This window comes from Comamonas sp. CMM03 (genome assembly GCF_019218715.1).
In the GTDB taxonomy this organism is placed as follows: domain Bacteria; phylum Pseudomonadota; class Gammaproteobacteria; order Burkholderiales; family Burkholderiaceae_C; genus Comamonas; species Comamonas terrigena.
Genome location: NZ_JAHUXB010000002.1, coordinates 56,719 through 79,189, shown reverse-complemented (window position 1 = coordinate 79,189; position 22,471 = coordinate 56,719). Strand labels below are relative to the sequence as shown.

Annotated in this window: 19 protein-coding genes; 10 read left to right on the top strand and 9 right to left on the bottom strand. The window is 65.4% G+C overall.

The window, feature by feature from the left end; all coding sequences use genetic code 11:
- Positions 1–106: 106 nt before the first annotated feature.
- On the bottom strand, positions 107–1,168 hold the full coding sequence (locus tag KW830_RS07085) for an NAD(P)-dependent alcohol dehydrogenase (RefSeq protein WP_280024118.1): 1,062 nt from the start codon (positions 1,166–1,168) through the stop codon (positions 107–109).
- A 195-nt stretch (positions 1,169–1,363) separates the two neighbouring features.
- Here KW830_RS07085 and KW830_RS07080 point away from each other — a divergent pair, with 195 nt between their 5' ends.
- Positions 1,364–2,308, top strand: a complete 945-nt coding sequence (locus KW830_RS07080; RefSeq protein ID WP_218332683.1) for a LysR family transcriptional regulator — start codon at positions 1,364–1,366, stop codon at positions 2,306–2,308.
- 93 nt (positions 2,309–2,401) lie between these two features.
- Here KW830_RS07080 and KW830_RS07075 read toward each other — a convergent pair whose 3' ends face one another.
- Both KW830_RS07075 and KW830_RS07070 read right to left on the bottom strand, forming a co-directional pair.
- Positions 2,402–3,079: an OmpA family protein gene (locus KW830_RS07075; protein ID WP_255578197.1), complete on the bottom strand. Its 678-nt coding sequence runs from the start codon at positions 3,077–3,079 to the stop codon at positions 2,402–2,404.
- Positions 3,080–3,393: 314 nt separating this feature from the next.
- Positions 3,394–3,753, bottom strand: a complete 360-nt coding sequence (locus tag KW830_RS07070) for a hypothetical protein (protein ID WP_218332681.1) — start codon at positions 3,751–3,753, stop codon at positions 3,394–3,396.
- 507 nt (positions 3,754–4,260) lie between these two features.
- Between KW830_RS07070 and KW830_RS07065 the strand changes: the two genes are divergently transcribed.
- Positions 4,261–4,650, top strand: a complete 390-nt coding sequence (locus KW830_RS07065) for a hypothetical protein (protein ID WP_066539152.1) — start codon at positions 4,261–4,263, stop codon at positions 4,648–4,650.
- 127 nt (positions 4,651–4,777) lie between these two features.
- Here KW830_RS07065 and KW830_RS07060 read toward each other — a convergent pair whose 3' ends face one another.
- The 3 genes from KW830_RS07060 to KW830_RS07050 form a co-directional block, all read right to left on the bottom strand.
- Complete coding sequence (locus KW830_RS07060) at positions 4,778–5,413, bottom strand: hemolysin III family protein (RefSeq protein ID WP_218332680.1); 636 nt, start codon at positions 5,411–5,413, stop codon at positions 4,778–4,780.
- Positions 5,414–5,567: 154 nt separating this feature from the next.
- Positions 5,568–5,960, bottom strand: coding sequence for a nuclear transport factor 2 family protein (locus tag KW830_RS07055; RefSeq protein WP_218332679.1), 393 nt, complete (start codon positions 5,958–5,960; stop codon positions 5,568–5,570).
- A 279-nt stretch (positions 5,961–6,239) separates the two neighbouring features.
- A complete protein-coding gene (locus tag KW830_RS07050; protein ID WP_172591865.1) occupies positions 6,240–6,410 on the bottom strand; it encodes a hypothetical protein in 171 nt (56 codons plus the stop codon).
- A gap of 641 nt (positions 6,411–7,051) precedes the next feature.
- Between KW830_RS07050 and KW830_RS07045 the strand changes: the two genes are divergently transcribed.
- The gene (locus KW830_RS07045) at positions 7,052–8,770 is read left to right on the top strand and encodes a methyl-accepting chemotaxis protein (protein WP_218332678.1); all 1,719 of its coding nucleotides are present in this window, start codon (positions 7,052–7,054) and stop codon (positions 8,768–8,770) included.
- A gap of 577 nt (positions 8,771–9,347) precedes the next feature.
- On the top strand, positions 9,348–10,976 hold the full coding sequence (locus KW830_RS21465) for a methyl-accepting chemotaxis protein (protein ID WP_066539148.1): 1,629 nt from the start codon (positions 9,348–9,350) through the stop codon (positions 10,974–10,976).
- Positions 10,977–11,189: 213 nt separating this feature from the next.
- Here the strand turns inward: KW830_RS21465 and KW830_RS07035 are convergent, their stop codons facing one another.
- Positions 11,190–11,648, bottom strand: coding sequence for a RidA family protein (locus KW830_RS07035; RefSeq protein ID WP_066539147.1), 459 nt, complete (start codon positions 11,646–11,648; stop codon positions 11,190–11,192).
- 142 nt (positions 11,649–11,790) lie between these two features.
- On the opposite strand from KW830_RS07035, the gene KW830_RS07030 reads away from it, so the two are divergent.
- The 3 genes from KW830_RS07030 to KW830_RS07020 all read left to right on the top strand — a co-directional run bounded on the left by KW830_RS07030 (position 11,791) and on the right by KW830_RS07020 (position 16,857).
- Entirely contained in the window at positions 11,791–14,211 is a 2,421-nt protein-coding gene (locus KW830_RS07030) for a DNA internalization-related competence protein ComEC/Rec2 (protein ID WP_370626103.1), read from the top strand.
- Positions 14,212–14,318: 107 nt separating this feature from the next.
- Entirely contained in the window at positions 14,319–15,845 is a 1,527-nt protein-coding gene (locus KW830_RS07025; RefSeq protein ID WP_066539145.1) for a circularly permuted type 2 ATP-grasp protein, read from the top strand.
- Between the two features lie 46 nt (positions 15,846–15,891).
- Entirely contained in the window at positions 15,892–16,857 is a 966-nt protein-coding gene (locus KW830_RS07020; RefSeq protein ID WP_066539143.1) for an alpha-E domain-containing protein, read from the top strand.
- Positions 16,858–16,895: 38 nt separating this feature from the next.
- On the opposite strand, the gene KW830_RS07015 is transcribed toward KW830_RS07020, so the two are convergent.
- Complete coding sequence (locus KW830_RS07015; RefSeq protein ID WP_174976631.1) at positions 16,896–17,267, bottom strand: DUF4148 domain-containing protein; 372 nt, start codon at positions 17,265–17,267, stop codon at positions 16,896–16,898.
- Between the two features lie 367 nt (positions 17,268–17,634).
- Here KW830_RS07015 and KW830_RS07010 point away from each other — a divergent pair, with 367 nt between their 5' ends.
- On the top strand, positions 17,635–19,371 hold the full coding sequence (locus tag KW830_RS07010) for a thiamine pyrophosphate-binding protein (protein WP_066539139.1): 1,737 nt from the start codon (positions 17,635–17,637) through the stop codon (positions 19,369–19,371).
- 64 nt (positions 19,372–19,435) lie between these two features.
- Here KW830_RS07010 and bfr read toward each other — a convergent pair whose 3' ends face one another.
- On the bottom strand, positions 19,436–19,912 hold the full coding sequence (gene bfr, locus KW830_RS07005; protein ID WP_066539137.1) for a bacterioferritin: 477 nt from the start codon (positions 19,910–19,912) through the stop codon (positions 19,436–19,438).
- Positions 19,913–20,199: 287 nt separating this feature from the next.
- On the opposite strand from bfr, the gene ahpC reads away from it, so the two are divergent.
- Positions 20,200–20,763: an alkyl hydroperoxide reductase subunit C gene (gene ahpC, locus KW830_RS07000; RefSeq protein ID WP_066539131.1), complete on the top strand. Its 564-nt coding sequence runs from the start codon at positions 20,200–20,202 to the stop codon at positions 20,761–20,763.
- 98 nt (positions 20,764–20,861) lie between these two features.
- On the top strand, positions 20,862–22,418 hold the full coding sequence (gene ahpF, locus KW830_RS06995) for an alkyl hydroperoxide reductase subunit F (RefSeq protein WP_218332676.1): 1,557 nt from the start codon (positions 20,862–20,864) through the stop codon (positions 22,416–22,418).
- The last annotated feature ends 53 nt before the right edge of the window (positions 22,419–22,471 follow it).

Genomic DNA, 22,471 nt, shown 5'->3' with positions numbered 1-22,471 from the left:
GCGGGGCAGGAGCCCTGGACATGGGCGGGCGGCCGATGCGCTAGGCTGCCAGCGGCTATGGCCTATGGCGAGGCAGCCCCTGCCGCCACAGGGTGGCAGGGTGATCTCACGCAGCGCCTTGGAACGAGGCAATATCGATCACAAACCGATATTTCACATCGCTTTTCAGCATGCGTTCGTAGGCGTCGTTGATGCTGCCGATGTCGATGCGCTCGATATCGGCCGTGATGCCGTGCTGGCCGCAGAAGTCCAGCATCTCCTGGGTTTCGGCAATGCCGCCGATCACCGATCCGGCCACCGATTTGCGGCCCATCACCATGGGGGCGGTGTTGAGCATTTCTTCCAGCGGACCGAGGTAGCCCACCAGCACCAGCGTGCCGGACACCGCCAGGGTGCTGACATAGGGGTTGAGTTCGTGCACATAGGGCACGGTGTCGATGATCAGATCGAACTGGCCGCGCACGGCCTTCATTTGCGCGGGATCGGTGGAGATCACCACGTGGCTGGCACCCAGGCGCTGGGCGTCGGCTTCCTTGCCCGGGCTGCGGCTGAACAGCGTCACTTCGGCGCCCATGGCCTTGGCCAGTTTCAACGCCATATGGCCCAGGCCGCCCAGGCCGACCACGGCCACCTTGCTGCCGGGGCCCACCTTCCAGTGGCGCAGCGGCGACCAGGTGGTGATGCCCGCGCACAGCAGCGGGGCGGCGCCGGCAGGGTCCAGGTTCTCGGGCACGTTCACCACAAACTGTTCGGAGACCACGATGCGTTCCGAATAGCCCCCCTGGGTGGATGTGCCGTCATGGCGGTCCACATCGTTGTAGGTGCCGGTCATGCCGTTCTCGCAGTACTGCTCCAGCCCCTGGGCGCAGGCCGGGCAGTGCTGGCAGGAGTCGACCATGCAGCCCACGCCCACGCGCTGGCCCACGGTAAAGCGCGTCACGTCGGCGCCCACGGCCGTCACGCGGCCGATGATTTCGTGGCCGGGGACCACGGGGTAGCGTGGAACGCCCCAGTCGCCGCGCACGGTGTGCAGGTCGGAGTGGCAGACCCCGGCAAATTCGATCTCGATGGCCACATCGTTGGGGCGTGGATCGCGGCGCACAAAGCTGAACAGCCCCAGTGCAGAGGTGGCGGAATGGGCGGCATAGCCGCGCACGGGCATGACCATGGTGGTGTCCTGTGGGAAAAGTCGCAAGAAAGTGCTGGCCGCTGCCGGGGTGGAAAGGAGGAGGGCAGCGGCAGCCGTTGTGAGCAGATTCTAGAAAGCACATTCACAAGCTACTAGCCATCAATGCCTTGAAGGATTTACAAGTGAAATTTGTCAGTAGACGGATTTTTCAGGTGTTTGCCCCTACCATGGCCCATGCCCATCAATGAACTGCGCGCGCTGCACACCTTTCTTCACACGGCCGAGCTGGGCAGCCTGCGCCGGGCGGCGCAGCAGCAGGGCGTCAGCGCCCAGGCGGCCAGCCAGGCGCTGGCCCAGCTGGAGAAGCACCTGGGCGTGCGCCTGTTCCACCGCACCACGCGCAGCATGGCGCTGACGGCCGAGGGGCGGCAGCTGCTGGCCACGGTGCAGCCGGCAGTACGCAGCCTGGAGCAGGCGCTGGCCAGTGTGCAGCATGCCAAGGACGAGATCGCCGGACCGCTGCGGGTGGTGGGGCCGCGTTCCACCTTTCGCCCGGTGGTGGCGCCGCTGCTGTCCGCATTCAGTGCCCGCCACCCCGCGGTGCAGCTGGAGGTGCAACTGGACGACCATGTAGGCAACTGGGTGGAGGATCGGGTGGATGTGGGCTTTCGCGGCGGCCCGGCCACGGCCGAAGGCGTGGTGGCGCGGCGGCTGTTTGCGCTGCAGCTGATCGTCTGCGCGGCGCCGGCCTATCTGGAGCGGCAGGGCGCGCCGCGCACGCCGGCCGAGCTGGCGCGGCACCCCTGCAGCGTGTTCTTGCGCACCGATACCGGCCGCCCCATGCCCTGGCAGCTGCGGCAAGGGGACGCGGTGGTCTACCAGGCGCTCACGCCGGCCTTCAGCACCAATGACGAAGAACTGGAGCTGCAGGCCGTGCTGGACGGCCAGGTGCTGGGCCAGCTGACGGGGGTCACGGCGGCGCCGTTCATCCGGTCCGGCCGCCTGGTGCCGGTGCTGCTGCCGTACCTGGTGGAGGAGCACAGCCTGTATCTGTACTGGGGCAGCCGCAGCGCCCAGCCTGCCCGCGTGCGGGCGTTCATCGACATGGCGCTGGAGACGCTGACCGAGAACCCGGCCTTTGTGCTGGGCCGGGCGGAGCTGGAAGCCGCTGCACGCTGACACTGCAGCAGACCGGTCCGCGTGCGGATGAGGCTGCTGCGGCACGGAGGCCGGTGGGCGTCCTCCTGGGGCAGGGGCTGCCCCGGCAGCTGTTTATCGGCGCTGTTCCATCACAAACACCTCCACCCGGCGGTTTTTGGCCCGGCCGGCCGGTGTGTCGTTGCTGGCCACGGGTTCACGGGCACCGCGGCCTTCGGTCTGGATGCGCGGACCCATCACCTTCTGCTGGAAGATGTAGTTGCGTGCCGCATTGGCGCGGTCCTTGGACAGCGGGTCGTTGATGTGCGGGCCGCCGCTGCTGTCGGCGTGGCCCACGATCAGCACATGCGTGGTGGGATGGCGCTTGAGGCTGTCGGCAAAGCGGCCGAGCAGGGTGCGGGCCTGGGGCTGCAGTTCGGCGCTGTGGCTGTTGAAGGTGATGTCGGCGGGAAAGACCATCTTGAGCCGGTTGTCGTCGGTGCGGCTGACCTTCACGCCAGTGCCCTTGGTGGCGCGCTCCAGTTCCAGGCGCTGGCGCTCCATGTTCTTGGACCACAGATAGGCCACGGTGCCGCCCACGGCCGCACCCGCCACCGCGCCCACAGCGGCCTTGCCGCCCGTGGCATGGGCCACGCCCGCACCGGCCACGGCGCCCACGGCCGCACCCACTGCGGTATTGCGCGTGGTGTTGGTGGGGGCCTGCGTGGTGGGCGTGGGGGCAGGGGCGCTGCACCCGCTCAGGGCAAGGGCAGAAGAGGTCAGGGCCAGCAGCCAGGCAGTGCGTGCGCGCAAGGTTTTCTCCGTCAGTAACAGTTGCTGCGTCGAATGTACCGGAATTGAAATGCAGAAACGTTGTTCAAGCGCACCAGGTATGCACAAGCTGCTATGCATGCGTGAGCATGGGAGTGCTTGCTTTGATAGAAAAAATTACAAGCTGCGAGGGCGTGGCATGCGGCAGAGAATGGGCCGCAGGCATGGGCCGGCGCTGCCCTGCGGCTGATGGATGACCGCGTGCCGTGCGGCCCAGGTACAAAAAAGCCCGCAGGGAGCGGGCAGAGGCCGTGGTGCGGTGGGGTGTGGTAAGCGCCACCGCTGCGGCAGGCGGGTCAGGCCAGGCCGTCCAGGCTCAGTACATCGGTTTCCACGCACACGCCATTGTCCAGGCTGGCACGCACCACAAAGCCCTCGTCGATCGCGACCAACTGGGCGCTGTCCACGTTCAGACCTTCATGGCCTTGCGGGCCCTGGAAGGAGAAAAAGCCGCGCAGCGGCAGGTCGGCGGCGCACTCCATGTCGACGGCAGGGTGTTGTTCCACCAGCCATTGGCGGGCGGAACGCAGGGTGGCGGCTACGGGCAGGCAGTCGGCGGCAATGTCGATGTGGGCGGTGCGCGTGGTGTCATCGCCGCTCAGTCCATCCAGATCGCCGATGGTGAAGAAGGGCAGTTGAAAGCTGTGAGTGCTCATGGGTAGGTTCTGCTATCAAAAATGTTGCATGCATTGTCCGGGTAGAGCGCATCAAGTCTGGTGGGATGGTTTTTGAATCCATGCGGCTGCCACGGAGCAGTCCTGGGATGGCGCGGCCGGCCAGAAGTTCTGCGTGCCGTGCAAAAAAAGCGGCTGGCCTGCGGCTGCACTGCATGCGGGTGGCGGGCGGCGCACTGTTCACACCCGGAGCGGCCGTGGAGCGGGGGCGATGTCGGCACCGTTCCCCGCCGGGGTAGGGGGCAAAGCACCACAGAAAGCGCGCACAACGCACCAACGGTTACACCGTGTAGCTGGGATGGAGGGAGACTGCATGGTCTTGCCCTGCCGGAGTGATGGACACGGCGGGAGCAGGCCATGTGCCCCCGGGCGCTGTCGCAGCCAGTGCGGCTGCGGTGGCAGACCGCGTTGCCCATGCTGGGCAGGGCATTGCGTTGTCTACCGTCCATCCGGCCGCAGGCCGCCATTTCACAGCAAGGAGACCACACCATGATCCGCATGATTTCCCTCACTGTTCTGGCACCGGCGCTGCTGGCGGCCTGTTCCATGGCTCCCCATGCCAAGGACAACTCGCCCAGCACCATTCGCGATGGCATGCTGGTGGGGCCGAACCAGATGACGCTGTATGTGTTCGACAGGGACACTGCCGGCAGCGGAAAAAGTGTCTGCAACGGGCCCTGCGCCACCAACTGGCCGCCGCTGATGGCCAAGGCCAATGCGGCACCCACTGGCGACTGGAGTGTGGTGACGCGCGATGACGGCAGCAAACAGTGGGCCTACAAGGGGCGACCGCTGTACTTCTGGGCCAAGGACACCAAGCCCGGTGACAAGACGGGCGACGGCTTCCTGAACAACAGCTGGCATGTCGCCAGACCGTAAGCGGGGACGATGACAGCGGCGCATGCCGCTGTCGCTGCAGACATGAAACCGCGGTTAGCGCTGGGCGGCGTGCGGCAGAGAGCGCTCTGGTCGCTTTTTCTTCGATCCAGCGGTGTGTCAGCGTGGATCAGCGCGCTGCGGGCACCGGCAGCACATACAGCCACACCGCCGCATAGTGCAGGCCGCTGCCTGCCAGCACGAACAGGTGCCAGATGCCATGGGCGTGGCGCAGCCGCTGGTCCAGAGCGAAGAACACGATCCCGCCGGTGTACAGCAGCCCGCCCGACAGCAGGCAGACAAATCCGGCCGTGCCCAGCGCATCCAGCAGCGGGCCGACGGCGACCAGCACCACCCAGCCCATCAGGGCATACAGCACCAGCGACAGCACCCGGGCTTCACTGCGCGGCTTGATCTCCTGCAGCATGCCCACCACGGCCATGCCCCAGACCACACCAAACAGCGACCAGCCCCAGGCGCCGCGCAGGCTGATCAGGCAGAACGGGGTGTAGCTGCCGGCAATCAGCAGGTAGATGCTCAGGTGGTCCAGCTTGCGCAGCACCCGCTTGGCGCGGCCGCGCACGCTGTGGTAGCTGGTGGAGATGGCGTACAGCAGCACCAGGCTGGTGCCGTAGATGGCCACGCTGGTGATGCCCATGCCGTCGCTGTGCAGGCTGGCACGCACGATCAGCCACACAGCACCGCCCAGCGCCAGCAAGGCGCCTAGCAGGTGGGTCCATGCATTGAAACGTTCGCCGTAGTACATGCGTTGCCATGCCTTTCGCCGTGCGGAGGCTGTGCTGCGTCCATGGTGCGCACAGCCAGTGCGTTGCAGTCGGCACAGCGTAAGGGCTGGGCAATGGCACTACCGCAGGCAGGGGATGGCGGGCGTGGTGGGCGGTGTGGCCTGGCTGTGGGACTTACTGCGGCTGGGCGTGGAAGGCCTTGTTGGCAATCTTCCAGCCGGCCTCGGTCTTGAGCAGCACGAAGTAGTCGGTGAAGGTCACGGCGCCATGCTCCAGCGTGACCTTGGCCATGGCCGAGGTGCCGGTAATGTCCAGCCAGTCGATGCGGCGGCGGCGCAGGGCCTCGTCCGCCGCCGGAGTGTTGTTGAAGCGCTGGCAGTAGACGTCCAGCGTCCACGATGTCAGCGGACCTTCCCGCACGCTTTCCAGGCGGGCGCTGGGCAGAAAGGCTGCGCGCATGTGTGCGGCGCAGTCCTCGGCGTGTCCACGCATGTACAGCTCCAGCGGTAGGCGCACAGCGGCTTCTTCGGGGTGGGGGATCGGGTGCTGGGGGGCAGCGGTGGTCATGGTGGTCTCCTGGTGATGGTGTCCGGGGTGCGCATGCATGCTAGGTCCGCTGGGGCGGAGGATTAGGTGCGTGGCGGTGAAGACTGTTTCACCGGCGTAGCGGGCACAGGTCGACCATGCGAGCCATTGCAGGCTGTCCAAAGCAAGCGCCCCGAAGGCCACGGCGGGCATTCGGGGCGGAAGGGGAGATCGCTCCAGGATCCGGAGCGCCAGCGGCAGCGCCGCACACAGAAAAAAGACGCTGCTGCTGCCGCTCCGGTGGAGAGCGGGGCGGAAAGCTTATTCGCTTTCGCTGGGGCTGCCGCAGTCGTCGCAGGCTTCGGTGCTGCAGCCGCCTTCGGCTTCGATGGTGTGGGTGCACATGCAGTGCGGGCAAAGGATGCGGCCGAGGTAGCTGCCTTCGTGGGTGGAAGTGGTGTCGGCGGCGAGGGTCACGTGGCGGTTGGGCATGGGATGCTCCTTCTGTAACGGTGGCGCAGGCTGTCAAAGGCCGGAGCGCCGGGTTAAGACATGGGTGTCAAACACCATCCCTTGCTCAACTTACTAATTAGCACGGTGGTGCTAATTGGCTGGCTGGCGGTGCGGCACAGCAGGTAGTTGCTGTGGTCCTGAGGGGCTGCGCTGGAGGGTGAATCCGCCGCAACCTCAGAGGGTTGGCATGGGTCTTATTGTTTGCGTCGCAGCAATTTCTTTTTTGGCGTTATAAAAAAATTATTCTTCTTTTAAATCAAATAATTGCGTTAATTTTTCGTAATGTAGAACGATTTTCTGGCCTGTAAAAGTACAAAAATCAAGTGTTTTTCATAATGCGAAATTAAAATTTCACAATACAGAAAAATGCGGCGATGCAGCGTAATGAAAAGCGCCATGCAACCGGAGGCACCATGCCATCGCAGCAAATGCTGCAAGAAATGCGATAAAGCCCTGTGAATGGCAGGGGATCCATGCAGCAGCAGGCGTGTGGTGCGCGCCACATGCCACCTTCCCTGGGGCTTACACCGATGCGAACCTGTGGCGCTTTGTTGTCCACTTCGTATCCGCACGGTCGTGCTTTTTAGTGCGCTGCATCATAAAAAGAGGGAGGAGGGGCTATGAAGCACATCGGGGTGACCCACAAGTTGTGGCTGGGGGTGGGCAGCATCGTGGTGGGGGCGGTGATCATCGTGGGCATGGCGGGCTACAACTCGGCCCAGCACCAGAAAAAGCATGGCGAGCAGGACCGCCTGCTCTCTCTGCGCCTGGAGCAGGCCACGCAGTGGCATGCATTGACCCAGGTGAATGCGGTGCGGACCCTGGCCCAGGTGTTCAGCCGCGATGCACAGGATGCCGAGCAGTTCTCCGCGCAGATGGCAGCGACCAGCCAGCAGATCTCCACCTTGCAACAGGCGTTGGAGGCATCGGCCCGCGATGCGGACGACCGCGGCCAGATGCAGAACGTGGTGGCCTTGCGCCAGGCCATGCAGATCCAGCGGGATCAGATGCTGCAGAAGAAGGCCGCCGGCCAGGAGGAGGAAAGCCGCGCCCTGGCGCGCACCGGCTACCGCCAGTCGGTGGATGCCTATCTGGCCGGCCTGCTGCGCTTTGTGCAGCACCAGTCCCAGGGGTTGGAGGCCATGCGTGCCGAAATGGGCGCTGCACGGCAAGGGGTGGTGCGCAGTTCTGCGCTGAACATGGTGGTGTTGCTGTTGGGCGTGTCGATTGGTGCCTACCTGCTGATCAACGGCATCCGCCGCGCGCTGGCGCAGGCCAACGGGGTGGCCGGGCAGATTGCGGCCGGCGACCTGCGCAGCCAGTGGGCAGTGCAGCGCCACGATGAGTTTGGTCAGTTGCTGCTGTCACTGCAGGCCATGAGCCGGTCGCTGGGCGCCATGATCCAGGATGTGAGCACCAGCGGCGATGCCATTGCCCTGGCCAGCGCCGAAATCGCCAATGGCAACCAGGATCTGTCGCAGCGCACCGAAATCACTTCCAGCCATTTGCAGCAGGCCGCCAGTGCCATGCTGCAGCTGACCAGTACCTTGCAGCAGACGGCGGCCAGTGCCCAGCAGGCCGCAGGCCTGGCGGACCAGGCGTCGGGCGTGGCCCAGCGGGGCGGGGCCGTGGTGGGCCAGGTGGTCAGCACCATGAACGACATCCACGCCAGCAGCCAGAAGATTGCCGACATCATCGGCGTGATCGATGGCATTGCCTTCCAGACCAATATCCTGGCGCTGAATGCGGCGGTGGAAGCCGCCCGCGCGGGTGAGCAGGGGCGCGGCTTTGCGGTGGTGGCCAGCGAAGTGCGTTCCCTGGCCGGCCGCAGCGCGGATGCCGCCAAGGAAATCAAGCAACTGATCCAGGCCTCGGTCGAGCGGGTGGCCGATGGTGCGCGCCTGGTGAACGAGGCGGGAGGGACCATGCAGGAAATCGTGCAGTCCGTGCAGCGCGTGACCCAGGTGATGGGACAGATCAACGCCAGTGCCGCCGAGCAGCGTGACGGCGTGGCCCAGGTCAGCGAAGCCGTGGGCGCGCTGGACCAGATGACGCAGCAGAACGCCGCGCTGGTGGAAGAAAGCGCGGCGGCGGCCTTCAGTTTGCGTGAGCAGTCGGAACACCTGCGCGAGCTGGTGCAGCGCTTTCAGGTGCCGGACAGCGTGCCGCAGCGCACGGGGGCCGCTGCTGTGGCCGCCACGGTACATGTCGGTGCATCCGCGCCGGTCCTGGCTAGCGGCCACGGTGCAGAGCATGCACTGCGCTCCCCTGCACGGGCGCCCGCACTGGTACCGGCAGGGCCACAGACAGAATCCACGCGTGCACTGGAGCTGGCCTAGCAGCCGCGGCGCTGCACACAGCGTACACCCAGGCCCTGGTGCACGCGGAAGTTGATTGAGGGAAGAGGGCGCAACCGTCCATGGAGCATGGCGAGCGTTGGGGGGAGCTATCGGCTCCCCCATTTTTTTGCGGCGGCGCAGCGATCCTGCGCAGTGCCGCCCTGTTGATTCCACAGGCGGGTACCTGCGGTCGCACCGCGGCGGTTGTGCGGCATGCACGGCGGGGCGCGGGTGTGCCACGCTCCTGCGAGGCGCAACCATCCGACGTGCGCTTGCACAGCGATCACTGATGGCCGACGGCTCGGTGCCTATCTGCGCAGCATGGGACGCTGTGCCTGGGGATGTTTCCGGTTAACGAATGGTTGTGAATGGCTATTGAGAAATGTCAATTCATAGTAATCATCAGTGATGCGAAATGGAGGTCATCAGGGAAAACCAGATTTCGTCGCCGGGCTGGTTCGGCGTCCACTGTGTCTGGGTGTAAGTCTTGTCAATCGTGCAGGCGACCGCCGATATTTCGGCGGACGAACGGTGGTAGGGCCGCATCCACGCATTGCAACCGAGGCATGGAGAGTGCATGAAAAATATCAGCGTCACACGCAAGCTGTGGATCAGTGTGCTGTGTATCGTGGCGGGCATGGTGGGATTGGCGGGCTTTGTGGGCACCGGCGCTTACCGCTTCCAGAAGCAGCAGGAGGCCCAGGAAGTCATCCTGTCCCAGCGCGTGGCGGAGGCCATGCACTGGGCGGCATTGACCAAGACCAACGCCGTGCGCACGCTGGCCGTGGTGCTCAGCACCGATCCCAGCGTGGGCGAAGAGTTCTCGCCCACCATTGCGGCCACCAGCGCGCAGATTACCAAGGTACAGAAAAGCCTGGAAGAAGCCAATCTGAGCGAGGCCGACAAGGCCCAGATGGCCCGTATTGCCCAGCTGCGCAGCGACATGATTGCGGTCCGCCAGCAGGTGATGAAGCTCAAGGAAGCCGGGAGCGCGGATGAAAGTGTGAAGATCGTGCAGGCCACCTACAAGCCGGTGGTGGACAAATACCTCGAAGGCCTGCAGGCCTTTGTCGACCTGCAAACCGCCCACATCACCCGCATGCGCGCCGAGATGGCAGACACCCGTGTACGCATGGGCCTGTGGGCCGGCGTGGGCATGCTGGCGCTGGTGGTGGCCATCGTGCTGGGCGCGCATTGGCTGATCAACAGCATCCGCCGGCCGCTGGTGCAGGCCAACGAGATCGCCGAGCGCATTGCCGCGGGGGATCTGAGCACCCAAGTGGGGGTCGACCGTAGCGATGAGTTCGGGCAGTTGCTGCTCTCGCTGCGCAATATGAACCAGGCGCTGGGGGGGATGATCCAGGAAGTGCGCTACGGCACCGACAACATCGCCCAGGCCAGTGCCGAAATCGCCATGGGCAACCAGGACCTGTCGCAGCGCACGGAGGAAACCTCGGGCCGCCTGCAGCAGGCGGCCTCCGCCATGGCCCAGCTCACCAGTACGCTGCAGCAGACGGCGGGCAACGCCCAGCAGGCTACCCAGCTGGCCGAACAGGCCTCGGGCGTGGCCCAGCGGGGCGGGGCTGTGGTGGGGCAGGTGGTCAGCACCATGAACGACATCCATGCCAGCAGCCAGAAGATTGCCGACATCATCGGCGTGATTGATGGCATTGCCTTCCAGACCAACATCCTGGCGCTGAATGCGGCGGTGGAAGCCGCCCGTGCGGGTGAGCAGGGACGCGGCTTTGCGGTGGTGGCCAGCGAGGTACGGTCTCTGGCCGGCCGCAGCGCGGATGCCGCCAAGGAAATCAAGCAGCTGATACAGGCCTCGGTCGAGCGGGTGGCCGATGGTGCACGCCTGGTGCATGAAGCGGGCGGCACCATGCAGGAAATCGTCCAGTCCATCGAGCGCGTGACACTGACCATGGCCGAGATCAACGCCGTGGCCGCCGAGCAGCGCGATGGCATTGCCCAGGTCAGCGAGGCCGTGAGCTCGCTCGACCAGATGACACAGCAGAACGCGGCCCTGGTGGAGGAAAGTGCGGCTGCCTCGCACAGCCTGAGCGAGCAATCGCAGAACATGAAAAGCGTGGTGGGCCGTTTCAAGGTCCCCGGCGCGCAGCAGGTTCTGGGCTTGCAGCGCCCGGTGCCGGCGCCCCGCAGCATCGGCAGCCGGCCGCAAGCGATGCTGGAGCTGGAGGGCTGACCTCCTGGATCCACAACCGGGCGTAGGTGGGGCGACCGACCGCCGCACCAGGCACCGGCAAAAAGGCAAAGCAGCTACAGGCCTCTTCACGGTCCGGTGGTTCGCGCCCAACAAAAAAGCAGCCCCAGAGGCTGCTTTTTTGTTTCCGGCTTGCGGCAAGGGGCCAGGGCGGCCTGCACCCAGGCCACTGCGCCGCGTGCCTCACGGAACGGGTCAGGCGATCTCGGCGACGAGATCGATTTCCACGCAGGCGCCCATGGGGACCTGTGCCACGCCAAAGGCGCTGCGTGCGTGCGAGCCCTTGTCGCCAAACACTTCGGCCAACAGCTCGGAGCAGCCGTTGGTCACCAGGTGCTGCTCGGTGAAGCTGGCGGTGGAATTCACCAGGCTCATCACCTTGACGATGCGGGTGACGCGGTTCAGATCGCCGCCGCAGGCCACCTGCAGCGTACCCAGCAGGTCCACGGCCACGGCGCGTGCGGCCAGCTTGCCTTCGTCGGTGCTGATGGCGCCGCCCAGCTGGCCGGTCCACACCTTGCCGTCCTTGCGGGCAATATGGCCGCTCAGAAACACCAGGTTGCCCGTCTGCACGAAGGGCACATAGGCGGCGGCCGGGACGGCCAGCGGGGGCAGGGTGATGTTCAGGGCTTGGAGTTTGTCGTAGACACTCATGGGAGTTCCTTGCATGGTGGGTAGATCGGGGCGGGAGGGGCGTGCTGCGGTTCCGGCGCGTGCGTGGCCGTCGGTGACAACCGCGCGCATGCCAGCCAGTATGCCAAGAGTGGAGCCGTCTTTCGCTTCCGCGTGCACTGCAGTGCGGCTTTCTCCCACGATCTGGGCCCTGGCCGCCACGGCAGGGGTGGCGCTGCAGCTGCTGCAGCCTGCCCTGTGGCCGGGGTGGAGGTACGCGGTGCTGGGCGTGGCGGCCGTGCTGCTGGGGGGCGCGGCCATGTGGGCGCGGCCGCACGCCGGCGCGCGGCGAACGCAGCAGGGGCTGCTGGTTCTGATGGTGGTTTGCGCTGCGGCGGCGTCCTTTGCGCTGACGGGATGGCAGGCCCTGGGGCGGCAAGCCCAGCGCATTGCGCCTGCCTTGGAGGGCGTGGATGTGGACGTGATCGCCGTGGTGGACGCCCTGCCGGCACGCAGCTCCCAAGGTCTGCGGATGCAACTGGTGGTGGAGCAGGCACAGCGGGCCAATGGACAGGCCGTGGAGCTGCCGCAGCGGCTGGAAGTCACATGGTATGCGCCACGCGGAGCGGGGGCTGCGCTGTGGCCTGCGGTCTCGGCCGGCGAACGCTGGCGCTGGACGCTGCGCCTCAAAGCCCCGCATGGTGCGCGCAATCCCCATGGCTGGGACTGGGAGCTGTGGCTGTGGGCCCAGGGCATTGGCGCCACCGGCTATGTACGCGACGGCCCCAAAAACACCACCCCCCGGCGGCTGGATCCTGCCGAAGGCCGCCGCCCGGTGGAAGCGCTGCGCCAGCAGGTGCGCGATGCCATCGTGGCCCAGGGGGCAGTCCCGGGCGCGGCAGATGCCGAGCCGGATGCCGCGAACGATCGCCGCCGTGCCTTTGGCGTGGTGGCGGCGCTGGTCACGGGCGACCAGCGCTCCATCGACACCGCCGACTGGGAGGTGTTTCGCCGCACCGGCGTGGCCCACCTGGTCAGCATTTCGGGCCTGCACATCACCATGTTCGCCTGGCTGGCGATGCGCCTGCTGGGGGCCTTGTGGCGCTGCAGCCCGTGGCTGTGCCTGCGCTGGCCCGCGCCGCTGGCGGCACTGTGGGGTGGCGTGGGGCTGGCTGCTGCCTATGCACTGTTCAGCGGTGGCGGACTGCCTGCGCAGCGCACGGTGGGCATGCTGGTGGTGGTGGCCCTGCTGCACAGCACCGGCCGGCGCTGGCCTTGGTGGGCGGTCTGGAGTGCGGTGCTGGCGGTGATTGCGCTGTGGGATCCCTGGGCGCTGTGCCAGGCGGGCTTTTGGCTCAGCTTTGTGGCCGTGGGGGTGCTGCTGGCGTCGGGCACTGCGGGGTGGCAGCTGCAAGGTTGGGCGCAGCGGCTGTACCAGTTGCTGCGCGAACAGATGGTGGTGGTGCTGGCGCTCAGCCCGCTGTCGCTGCTGTTCTTCGGGCAGGTTTCGCTGGTCGGTGGCCTGGCCAATCTGCTGGCCATTCCCTGGGTGACCCTGGTGGTCACCCCCCTGTCGCTGCTGGGGGTGCTCTGGCACCCCTTGTGGGAGGCCGCGGCCTGGTGTGTGCAGGCCATGGCGGTGGTGCTGGAGGCGCTGTCCGCATGGCCCTGGGCCAGTCTCGCCCGGGCGCAGGCGCCGTGGTGGGCGGCCGCAGCGGCCATCGCCGCCGGTGTGGGCCTGGTGCTGCCGCTGCCCTGGCAGTGGAAGGTGCTGGCCTTGCCGCTGCTGTGGCCCGCGCTGTGGTGGCAGGCGCCCCGGCCCGCCCCTGGCGAGGTGGACATGCTGGCGCTGGACGTGGGCCAGGGGGCTGCGGTGTTGCTGCGCACGGCCCACCACAGTCTGCTGTTTGATGCCGGGCCGGCCTGGCCGGGGGGAGATGCCGGGGCCCGGGTGGTGCAGCCCTTGTTGCAGGCCCTGGGGGAGCGGCTGGACATGCTGGTGCTCAGCCATGGCGATGCCGACCATGTGGGCGGGGCCGAGGCGGTGCTGGCCCAGCAGCCCCAGGCGCAGTTGGTGGGGGCGGGCGCGGCGGTGGTGGCCCAGCGCCTGTCCCGGTCCTGGCAGCCCTGCGTGGCCGGTCAGCAGTGGGAATGGGACGGGGTGCTGTGGCAGGTGCTGCACCCCGCGGCCGGCGTGCAGGGTGACGGCAATGCCGCCAGCTGCGTGCTGCGCGTGCAGGCGGCCAACGGTGCAGCGGTGCTGCTGACGGGCGATATCGAGGCGGCGCAGGAAGCCGCATTGCTGCGCTCCGGCCAGAACCTGCAGGCCGATGTGCTGCTGGCACCCCACCATGGCAGCCGCACCTCGTCGAGCGCGGCGTTTCTGGCGGCGGTGGCGCCGCACACGGTGGTGGTGCAGGCGGGTTATCGCAACCGTTTCGGTCACCCTGCAGCGCCTGTTTTGCGGCGCTACGCCGCCCAGGACCTGGTGGTGCAGAGCACGCCCCAATGCGGCGCGGCGCACTGGAATGGTGTGCAGGCGCAGACAGTGGCCTGTGAGCGCAGTCTGCGCCCACGTTACTGGAGCCATGCACCAGATCGGTGAGTGCTTGCCCGGAGGGGGCGGAGCGTGGCAGCCCTTAAACTGGCTGTCATACCCATAGTGCATCGCTATGGCCCGCAACTTGCTATGCAATCCCCAGGAGGCCCACGATGCAGAAGTACGACGAGATGTACACCATGCTGCCGTTTGACGGCAGTGACGTGCGAGACCACTACAAAGCCTATGCGCAGTGGCTGGCACAGCAACCGGCGCAGACCATGGCAGCGCGCGCGGCAGAGGCAGAGATGATCTTCCGCCGCGTGGGGATCACCTTTGCGGTCTACGGGGAGAAAGACGCCAATGGTGCGGGCACGGAACGCCTGATTCCGTTCGACCTGATCCCCCGCATCATTCCCGGCGCGGAGTGGACGCGCATGCAGGCGGGCCTGGTGCAACGGGTCACGGCACTGAACCGCTTCATTGCCGACATTTACCACGACCAGGACATTCTGCGGGCCGGTATCGTGCCCAGGGACCTGATCGCCAACAATGCCCAGTACCGGCCCGAGATGGAGGGCGTGGATGTGCCGCGCGACATCTATGCGCACATCGCCGGCATCGACATCGTGCGCGCCCCCAATGCCCGGGGCGAAGGCGAGTACTTTGTGCTGGAGGACAACCTGCGCGTGCCCTCCGGCGTGTCCTACATGCTGGAAAACCGCAAGATGATGATGCGGTTGTTCCCCGACCTGTTCACCCGGCACGCCGTGCAGCCGGTGGCGCATTACCCCGACATGCTGCTCGATACGCTGCGCGCCAGTGCTCCGGCACGGGCCGCATCCGATTCGGCCACGGTGGTGGTGCTGACGCCGGGCATGTACAACAGCGCCTACTTCGAGCACGCCTTCCTGGCGCAGCAAATGGGGGTGGAGCTGGTCGAGGGACCGGACCTGGTCGTCAAGGACAAGGTGGTCTATATGCGCACCACGCGCGGCCTGCAGCGCGTGGATGTGATCTACCGCCGCGTGGATGACGACTTCCTGGATCCGCTGGTGTTCCGTCCCAATTCCACCCTGGGCTGCGCCGGGTTGATGGACGCCTACCGCGCCGGCAATGTGACCATCTGCAATGCGGTGGGCACCGGGATCGCCGACGACAAATCGGTCTACCCCTATGTGCCGGAGATGATCCGCTTCTACCTGGGCGAGGAACCGATTCTTTCCAACGTGCCCACCTGGCTGTGCCGCAAGCAGGACGATCTGAAATACGTGCTGGCGCATCTGCATGAGCTGGTGGTCAAGGAGGTGCATGGTGCCGGCGGCTACGGCATGCTGATCGGCCCTGCTGCCACCCGGACCGAGATCGAGGACTTCCGCCGTGCGCTGCTGGCCAATCCGGCAGGCTATATCGCCCAGCCCACGCTCAGTCTGTCGAGCTGCCCGACGATGGTGGATGCTGGCATTGCGCCGCGCCACATCGATTTGCGCCCCTTTGTGCTGAGCGGCGAGACCGTGCGCATGGCGGCCGGCGGCCTGACGCGCGTGGCGCTGAAGGACGGATCGCTGGTGGTCAATTCTTCGCAGGGCGGCGGGACCAAGGACACCTGGGTGCTGAACGAACAGGCCCAGGGCCAGCCTTCACCGGAGCTGGTGCAGGAGCTGGGCGGCATGGTGCAGAGCATGGGAGGGAACTGGTGATGAACATCGCTTGCATTCCTGCCATGACGATCTTGAAAGGTTTCCCATGCTGAGCCGTACCGCAGACCACCTGTTCTGGATGTCCCGCTACACCGAGCGGGCAGAAAACACCGCCCGCATGCTGAACGTCAGCTACGACACCTCCATGCTGCCCCAGCCTGCCGAGATGGCACGCAAGGACTGGATGGGGGTGCTGTCCATCAGTGAACTGATTCCCGCCTACGACCGGCGCCATACCCAGGTCACGCGCGATGGCGTGCTGCATTTCATGGTGCGCGATGAGAACAACCCCTCATCGATCTACTCCTGCCTGCGGGCCGCACGCGAGAACGCACGGGCGGTGCGCGGCGCCTTGACGTCGGAAGTGTGGGAAACCCAGAACCAGACCTGGCTGGAGCTGAACCGCCAGCTGCAGGATGGCTGGTTCGAGCGCGACCCGATGCAGTTCTTTGAGTGGGTCAAATACCGCTCCCACCTGTCGCGGGGCGTGTCGCTGGGCACCATGCTGCAGGATGAGTCCTTCCACTTTGTGCGGCTGGGCACATTCCTGGAACGGGCAGACAACACGGCGCGCCTGCTGGATGTGAAGTTCCACGCCATTGAGAGCGACTACCACGGTACCGATCTGCGCCAGGTGGGGCAGCAGCAGTTCGACTTCTACCACTGGAGCGCGGTGCTGCGCAGCGTCTCGGCCTTCGAGGTGTACCGCAAGGTCTACCGCGATGTGATCACGCCCGAGCGCGTGGCCGAGCTGCTGATTCTGCGCCGCGACATGCCGCGTTCGCTGCACGCCAGCATGCACGAGCTGATGGACAACCTGCGCCAGGTGGGGCACCAGGAGATGAGCGAGAGCCTGCGCAGTGCCGGCCTGTTGCTGGCCCAGCTGCAATATGGGCGCATTACGGAAATTCTGGACACCGGCTTGCATGCCTATCTGACCCAGTTCCTGGACCGGGTCAACCTGCTGGGCGGGCAGATCAGCCGCGACTTCCTGGCGCCCGAGCTGGTCTGAACCGCAGCGCGGGGTCCGCGATAGACGGCCTTGAACGCTCAGTAACCAGACCGTGGTGTCGGGTGCGCCGTATGCGGGCCGGGGGCAGAGCCGGCCATGGCGCCGGGTGCACAGGCTTCGGGGCGCAGCGGTGGCGTGGGCTGGCCGTAGGAGCGCAAGACCATGGCTTCCAGCTCGCCCGAGGCCCGGGCGCATTCCAGCTCTGCAATCACCTCGGCACGGGTGCGACCCGGCTGCACCGCAGGCGCGGCGGGCATGGCCTGGCTGGCGGCGACGGCCACCACCGGTGCTTCGCTGCGCTCCTGTGCCAGGCTGCCGGTGGCAATGCCGCCGGCCATGGTGGCGCACAGCAAGGCAGTGCGCAGATGCCAGAGTGGCGTATTCGAAAGGGATGGGGTGTACTGCGACATGGCAGGGCTCCTGCAAAAAACACGGCGACGTTGCCGCATGCCTGCACTGTCGTGCCGGGTGCCAGCGAGGCACAGCGCCTTGCGACGAAACCGGGGCGGCGCAGTGTGTACCGACGTGCTGGCGGTGTGAATGGCGGGGTGCAAATTGGGGACAAGGCAGGTGCAAGGCCGCGCTTGCCGGGCCACGGCGGCGCAGGGACCTTGTCGGCTGTGCGACAGGCAAGCAGGGTGTGCTGCGGGTTCCACCAACTGTCTGCTCTCCCATCCTTCGCATAATCACGGGGCCGCTGGTGCAGCCCCATGCGGGGTGCGACTCCCCGTCGGCTGCCCTCCCGTTTTCTCCCCCTGACACAGAAAGAGACAAGCCATGCCTTCCACCACCCCACCACGCAGCGCAGGCCACCTGATCGTCGAATGCCTGATCGCCCAGGGCGTGGACATGGCCTTTGGCGTGCCCGGCGAAAGCTATCTGGATGTGCTCGATGGCCTGCATGCCCACCGCGACCGCATCCGTTTCATCACCTGCCGCCAGGAGGGCGGAGCCTCCTTCATGGCGGATGCCTACGGCAAGCTCACTGGCAAGCCCGGGGTGCTGATGGTCACGCGCGGTCCGGGGGCGACGAACGCCTCCATCGGCATCCACACGGCGTTCCAGGATTCCACACCCATGGTGGTGCTGATTGGTGACGTGGGCAGTGATATGCGTGACCGCGAAGCTTTCCAGGAAGTGGATTTCGGCACCTTCTTCGGCCCTGGCACGCGTGGCATGGCCAAGCGGGTGGAACGCATCGACGATGCCCGCCGCATTCCCGAATACATCGCCCGTGCGTTCACCACGGCCCTGCAAGGTCGCCCTGGTCCCGTGGTGCTGGTGCTGCCCGAAGACATGCTGACCCAGGTGGTCTCCGGCGAGGCCCTGCCCGCCGCCCCCGCGGTGCACCAGGACATCGGCGCACAGGGCGCTGAGGAATTGCGTGCGCTGCTGCTGAAGGCCAAACAACCGTTTGTGATCGCTGGCGGACCGGGCTGGACGCCGCTGGCCGCGCAAGACCTGCAGGCCTTTGCGGAGCGCTGGCAGTTGCCGGTGGGCAATGCCTTCCGTTTCCAGGACACTTTCGACAACCACCACCCGCTGTACGCCGGCGATGTGGGCATTGCCATCAACCCGGCGCTGGCCCAGCGCATCAAGCAGGCGGATCTGCTGATCACCATCGGTGCGCGCCTGGGCGAGATGACGACCAGCGGCTACACCCTGCTGCAGTCGCCGCGCCCGGTGCAGCAGCTGGTGCACATCCACCCCAGTGCCGAGGAACTGGGCCGTGTCTTCCGCGCCGATCTGCCGCTGTGCGCCACCATGCCTGCGGCAGCCCGGGCGCTGGCGGCACTGGACGCTCCGGCCAGTGTGCCCTGGGCCGCCTGGACGGCGGCAGCCCATGCCGACTACGAAGCCAATCTGCAGCCCCAGCCGCTGGCGGGGCTGGATGTGGCCAAGGACGGCGCCATCGACATGCCGGCCATCATTGCCACGCTGCAGCGCCTGCTGCCGCAGGACACAGCCATCACCAATGGCGCGGGCAACTTTGCCAGCTGGGTGCACCGCTATTTCCGCTTTCATGGCTGGAGCAAGGGCCACAAGACCCAGCTGGCGCCCACCAGCGGCGCCATGGGCTATGGCGTGCCGGCCGGGATTGCGGCCAATCTGATCACCGGGCGCACGGCGTTCACCATCGCGGGAGACGGCGACTTCCTGATGAATGGCCAGGAGCTGGCGACGGCACTGCAGCATGGCGGCAAAAGCATCATCGTGCTGCTGAACAATGGCATCTACGGCACCATCCGCATGCACCAGGAGCGTGAGTACCCCGGCCATGTCAGCGGCTCCACGCTGGGCAATCCGGACTTCTGTGCGCTGGCCCAGGCCTACGGCTATGCGGCCGAGCGGGTGGAACGTACGGCCGACTTCGAAGCCGCACTGCAACGCGCGCTGGCGGCACCCACGGGCACGCTGATCGAGATTCCGCTCAGCCCGGAAGTCATCACCACCCGCGCCACCTTGTCCACCATCCGGGAAAACGCGCTGCACAACCAGAAGGCGCATGGCTGAGCCATTCGGCGGCGCATGAAAAAACGGGCCCTACAGGGCCCGTTTTGCATGGAAAGCAGGAGCTTCAGTCCGCTTCGCTCATCTGCGACTGCAGATAGTTCTGGACGCCCACCTTTTCGATCAGGTCCAGCTGGGTTTCGAGGAAGTCGATGTGCTCCTCGGTGTCTTCCAGGATCTCTTGCAGCAGATCGCGCGAGACATAGTCCTGCACGCTTTCGCAGGCGGCAATGCCTTCCTTGATGGTCTGCTGGGCGGCCTGTTCCAGGCGCAGGTCGCAGGTCAGGGATTCAGGCACGTCTTCACCGATCTGCAGCTTGCCCAGGTCCTGCAGGTTGGGCAGACCGTCCAGCATGAAGATGCGGTCCATCAGCACGTCGGCGTGTTTCATCTCGCTGATGGATTCCTTGTATTCCACCTTGGCCAGCTTGTCGAAACCCCAGTGCTTGAACATGCGGTAGTGTACGAAGTACTGGTTGATGGCGGTGAGTTCGTTTTTGAGTTGTGCCTGGAGGCAGGCAATGACTTGTGTGTCGCCTTGCATGTGGGGGGCTCCTTCCTGTCGCTGTTGTGGGGCGATTGTCCTGTATGACAACGCACTTGACATCTTTGCCCCCAATAATGGGGATGGGCTGCGTTTGATGCTGAATCGCGTTTGCATTCGGTGTCTGCACAGCGGTCTGCCGATGGCTATCGATACGGTAGTTTTTGATAGTCATACTCAATCAATATGATCGAGTCAATCGATTGAGTTTATCGATTGCTTGTCCTACACTTGACCCAGTGCTTAGTTCAAGCAGTACCTCCGATTCACTGAAAGGAAACAACACAATGTCCGTGCTCAACAGCAAGATCAAGCCCTTCACCGCACAAGCCTACAAGGGCGGCAAGTTCATCGAAGTGACCGAAAAGGACGTCCTGGGCAAGTGGGCCGTGTTCTTCTTCTACCCCGCCGACTTCACCTTCGTGTGCCCCACCGAACTGGGTGACGTGGCCGACCACTACGCTGAACTGCAGAAGCTGGGCGTGGAAGTCTATTCCGTCTCCACCGACACCCACTTCGTGCACAAGGCATGGCACGACACGTCGGACACCATCGCCAAGATCCAGTACACCATGCTGGGCGACCCCACCTGGCAAATCAGCCAGAACTTCGACTGCCTGCGCGAAGGCGAAGGCCTGGCAGACCGTGCCACCTTCATCATTGACCCCCAAGGCGTGATCCAGGCCATGGAAATCACCGCCGAAGGCATCGGCCGCGACGCAGAAGACCTGCTGCGCAAGGTCAAGGCTGCCCAGTACGTGGCGGCCCACCCCGGTGAAGTCTGCCCCGCCAAGTGGAAGGAAGGCGAAGCTACCCTGGCTCCTTCCCTGGACCTGGTCGGCAAGATCTAAGCCTTTGCCCGCAGAAAAAAGCCCGGGCCTGACCGGGCTTTTTTTCCACCAAGCAAACACAGGCTATCGAAATAAATAATTAATAGGATTTGACTAATATGCTGGACGCCAACCTCAAAACCCAACTCAAGGCCTATCTGGAGCGCTTGCAAAAGCCGCTCGAGATCGTCGCAACCCTGGATGACAGCAAGGCCGCCGGTGAAGTCAAGTCTCTGTTGGCCGATCTGGTGGCGCTGAGCGACAAGATCACCGTGGTCGAAAACAACGATCTGGCGGTGCGCAAGCCTTCGTTTGCCATCAACAACCCCGGCGTGGAAACCGGTGTGCGCTTTGCCGGCGTGCCCCTGGGCCATGAATTCACGTCCTTCGTGCTGGCCCTGCTGCACGTGGGCGGCCATCCCTCCAAGGAATCGGCGGATCTGCTGGAGCAGATCAAGGCCATCAATGTGCCGCTGCACTTCGAGACCTACTACTCGCTGTCCTGCCACAACTGCCCGGACGTGGTGCAGGCGCTGAACCTGATGTCGGCGCTGAACCCCCAGATCACGCACACCGCCATCGACGGCGGCCTGTTCCAGGACGAGGTCAAGGAACGCGAAGTGATGGGCGTGCCCACCGTGTTCGTCAACGGTGAACGCTTTGGCCAGGGCCGCATGGAACTGGCAGAGATCGTTGCCAAGGTGGACACCGGTGCGGTGGCCCGTGCGGCGGCCCAGATTTCCGCCAAGGACGCGTTCGACGTGCTGGTGGTGGGCGCAGGCCCTGCCGGCGCAGCAGCGGCCATCTACGCCGCCCGCAAGGGCATTCGCACCGGCATCGCTGCCGAGCGCGTGGGTGGTCAGGTGCTGGACACGGTGGACATCGAGAACTTCATCTCGGTGAGCAAGACCGACGGTCCCAAGCTGGCGGCGGCGCTGGAAGCCCACATCCGTGACTACGAAGTGGACATCATGAGCCAGCAGCGTGCGGCTAAGCTGATTCCGGCAGCCACCGAAGGCGGCCTGATCGAGGTGCAGACCGAATCCGGTGCCAGCCTGAAGGCCAAGACCGTGATCCTGTCCACCGGTGCCCGCTGGCGCAATATGAACGTGCCCGGTGAAGAGCAGTACCGCACCAAGGGTGTGACGTTCTGCCCGCACTGCGACGGTCCGCTGTTCAAGGGCAAGGATGTGGCCGTGATTGGCGGTGGCAACTCCGGCGTGGAAGCGGCCATCGACCTGGCCGGCATCGTCAAGAGCGTCACCGTGCTGGAATTTGCCGCCGAGCTGAAGGCCGATGCCGTGCTGCAAAAGAAGCTGGCTTCGCTGCCCAATGTGACGGTGATCCTGAACGCCCAGACCACCGAGGTGAATGGCGATGGCAAGAAGGTGACCGGCATCACCTACAAGGATCGCACCACCGATGAGATCAAGACGGTGGCGCTGGAAGGCATCTTTGTGCAGATCGGCCTGCTGCCCAACACCGATTGGCTCAAGGGCACGGTGAACCTGACGCGTTTTGGCGAGGTCGAGATCAATGCCAAGGGCGAGACCAATGTGCCTGGCGTGCTGGCGGCCGGTGACTGCACCAACGTGCCGTACAAGCAGATCATCATTGCTGCTGGTGCCGGGGCCACGGCTGCGCTGTCCGCGTTTGACCACCTGATCCGCCATTGATGGGCGGAGCCTGGGGAGAAGCCCAGGCCCGCCTCCGCAGTCGGCACCCGCTG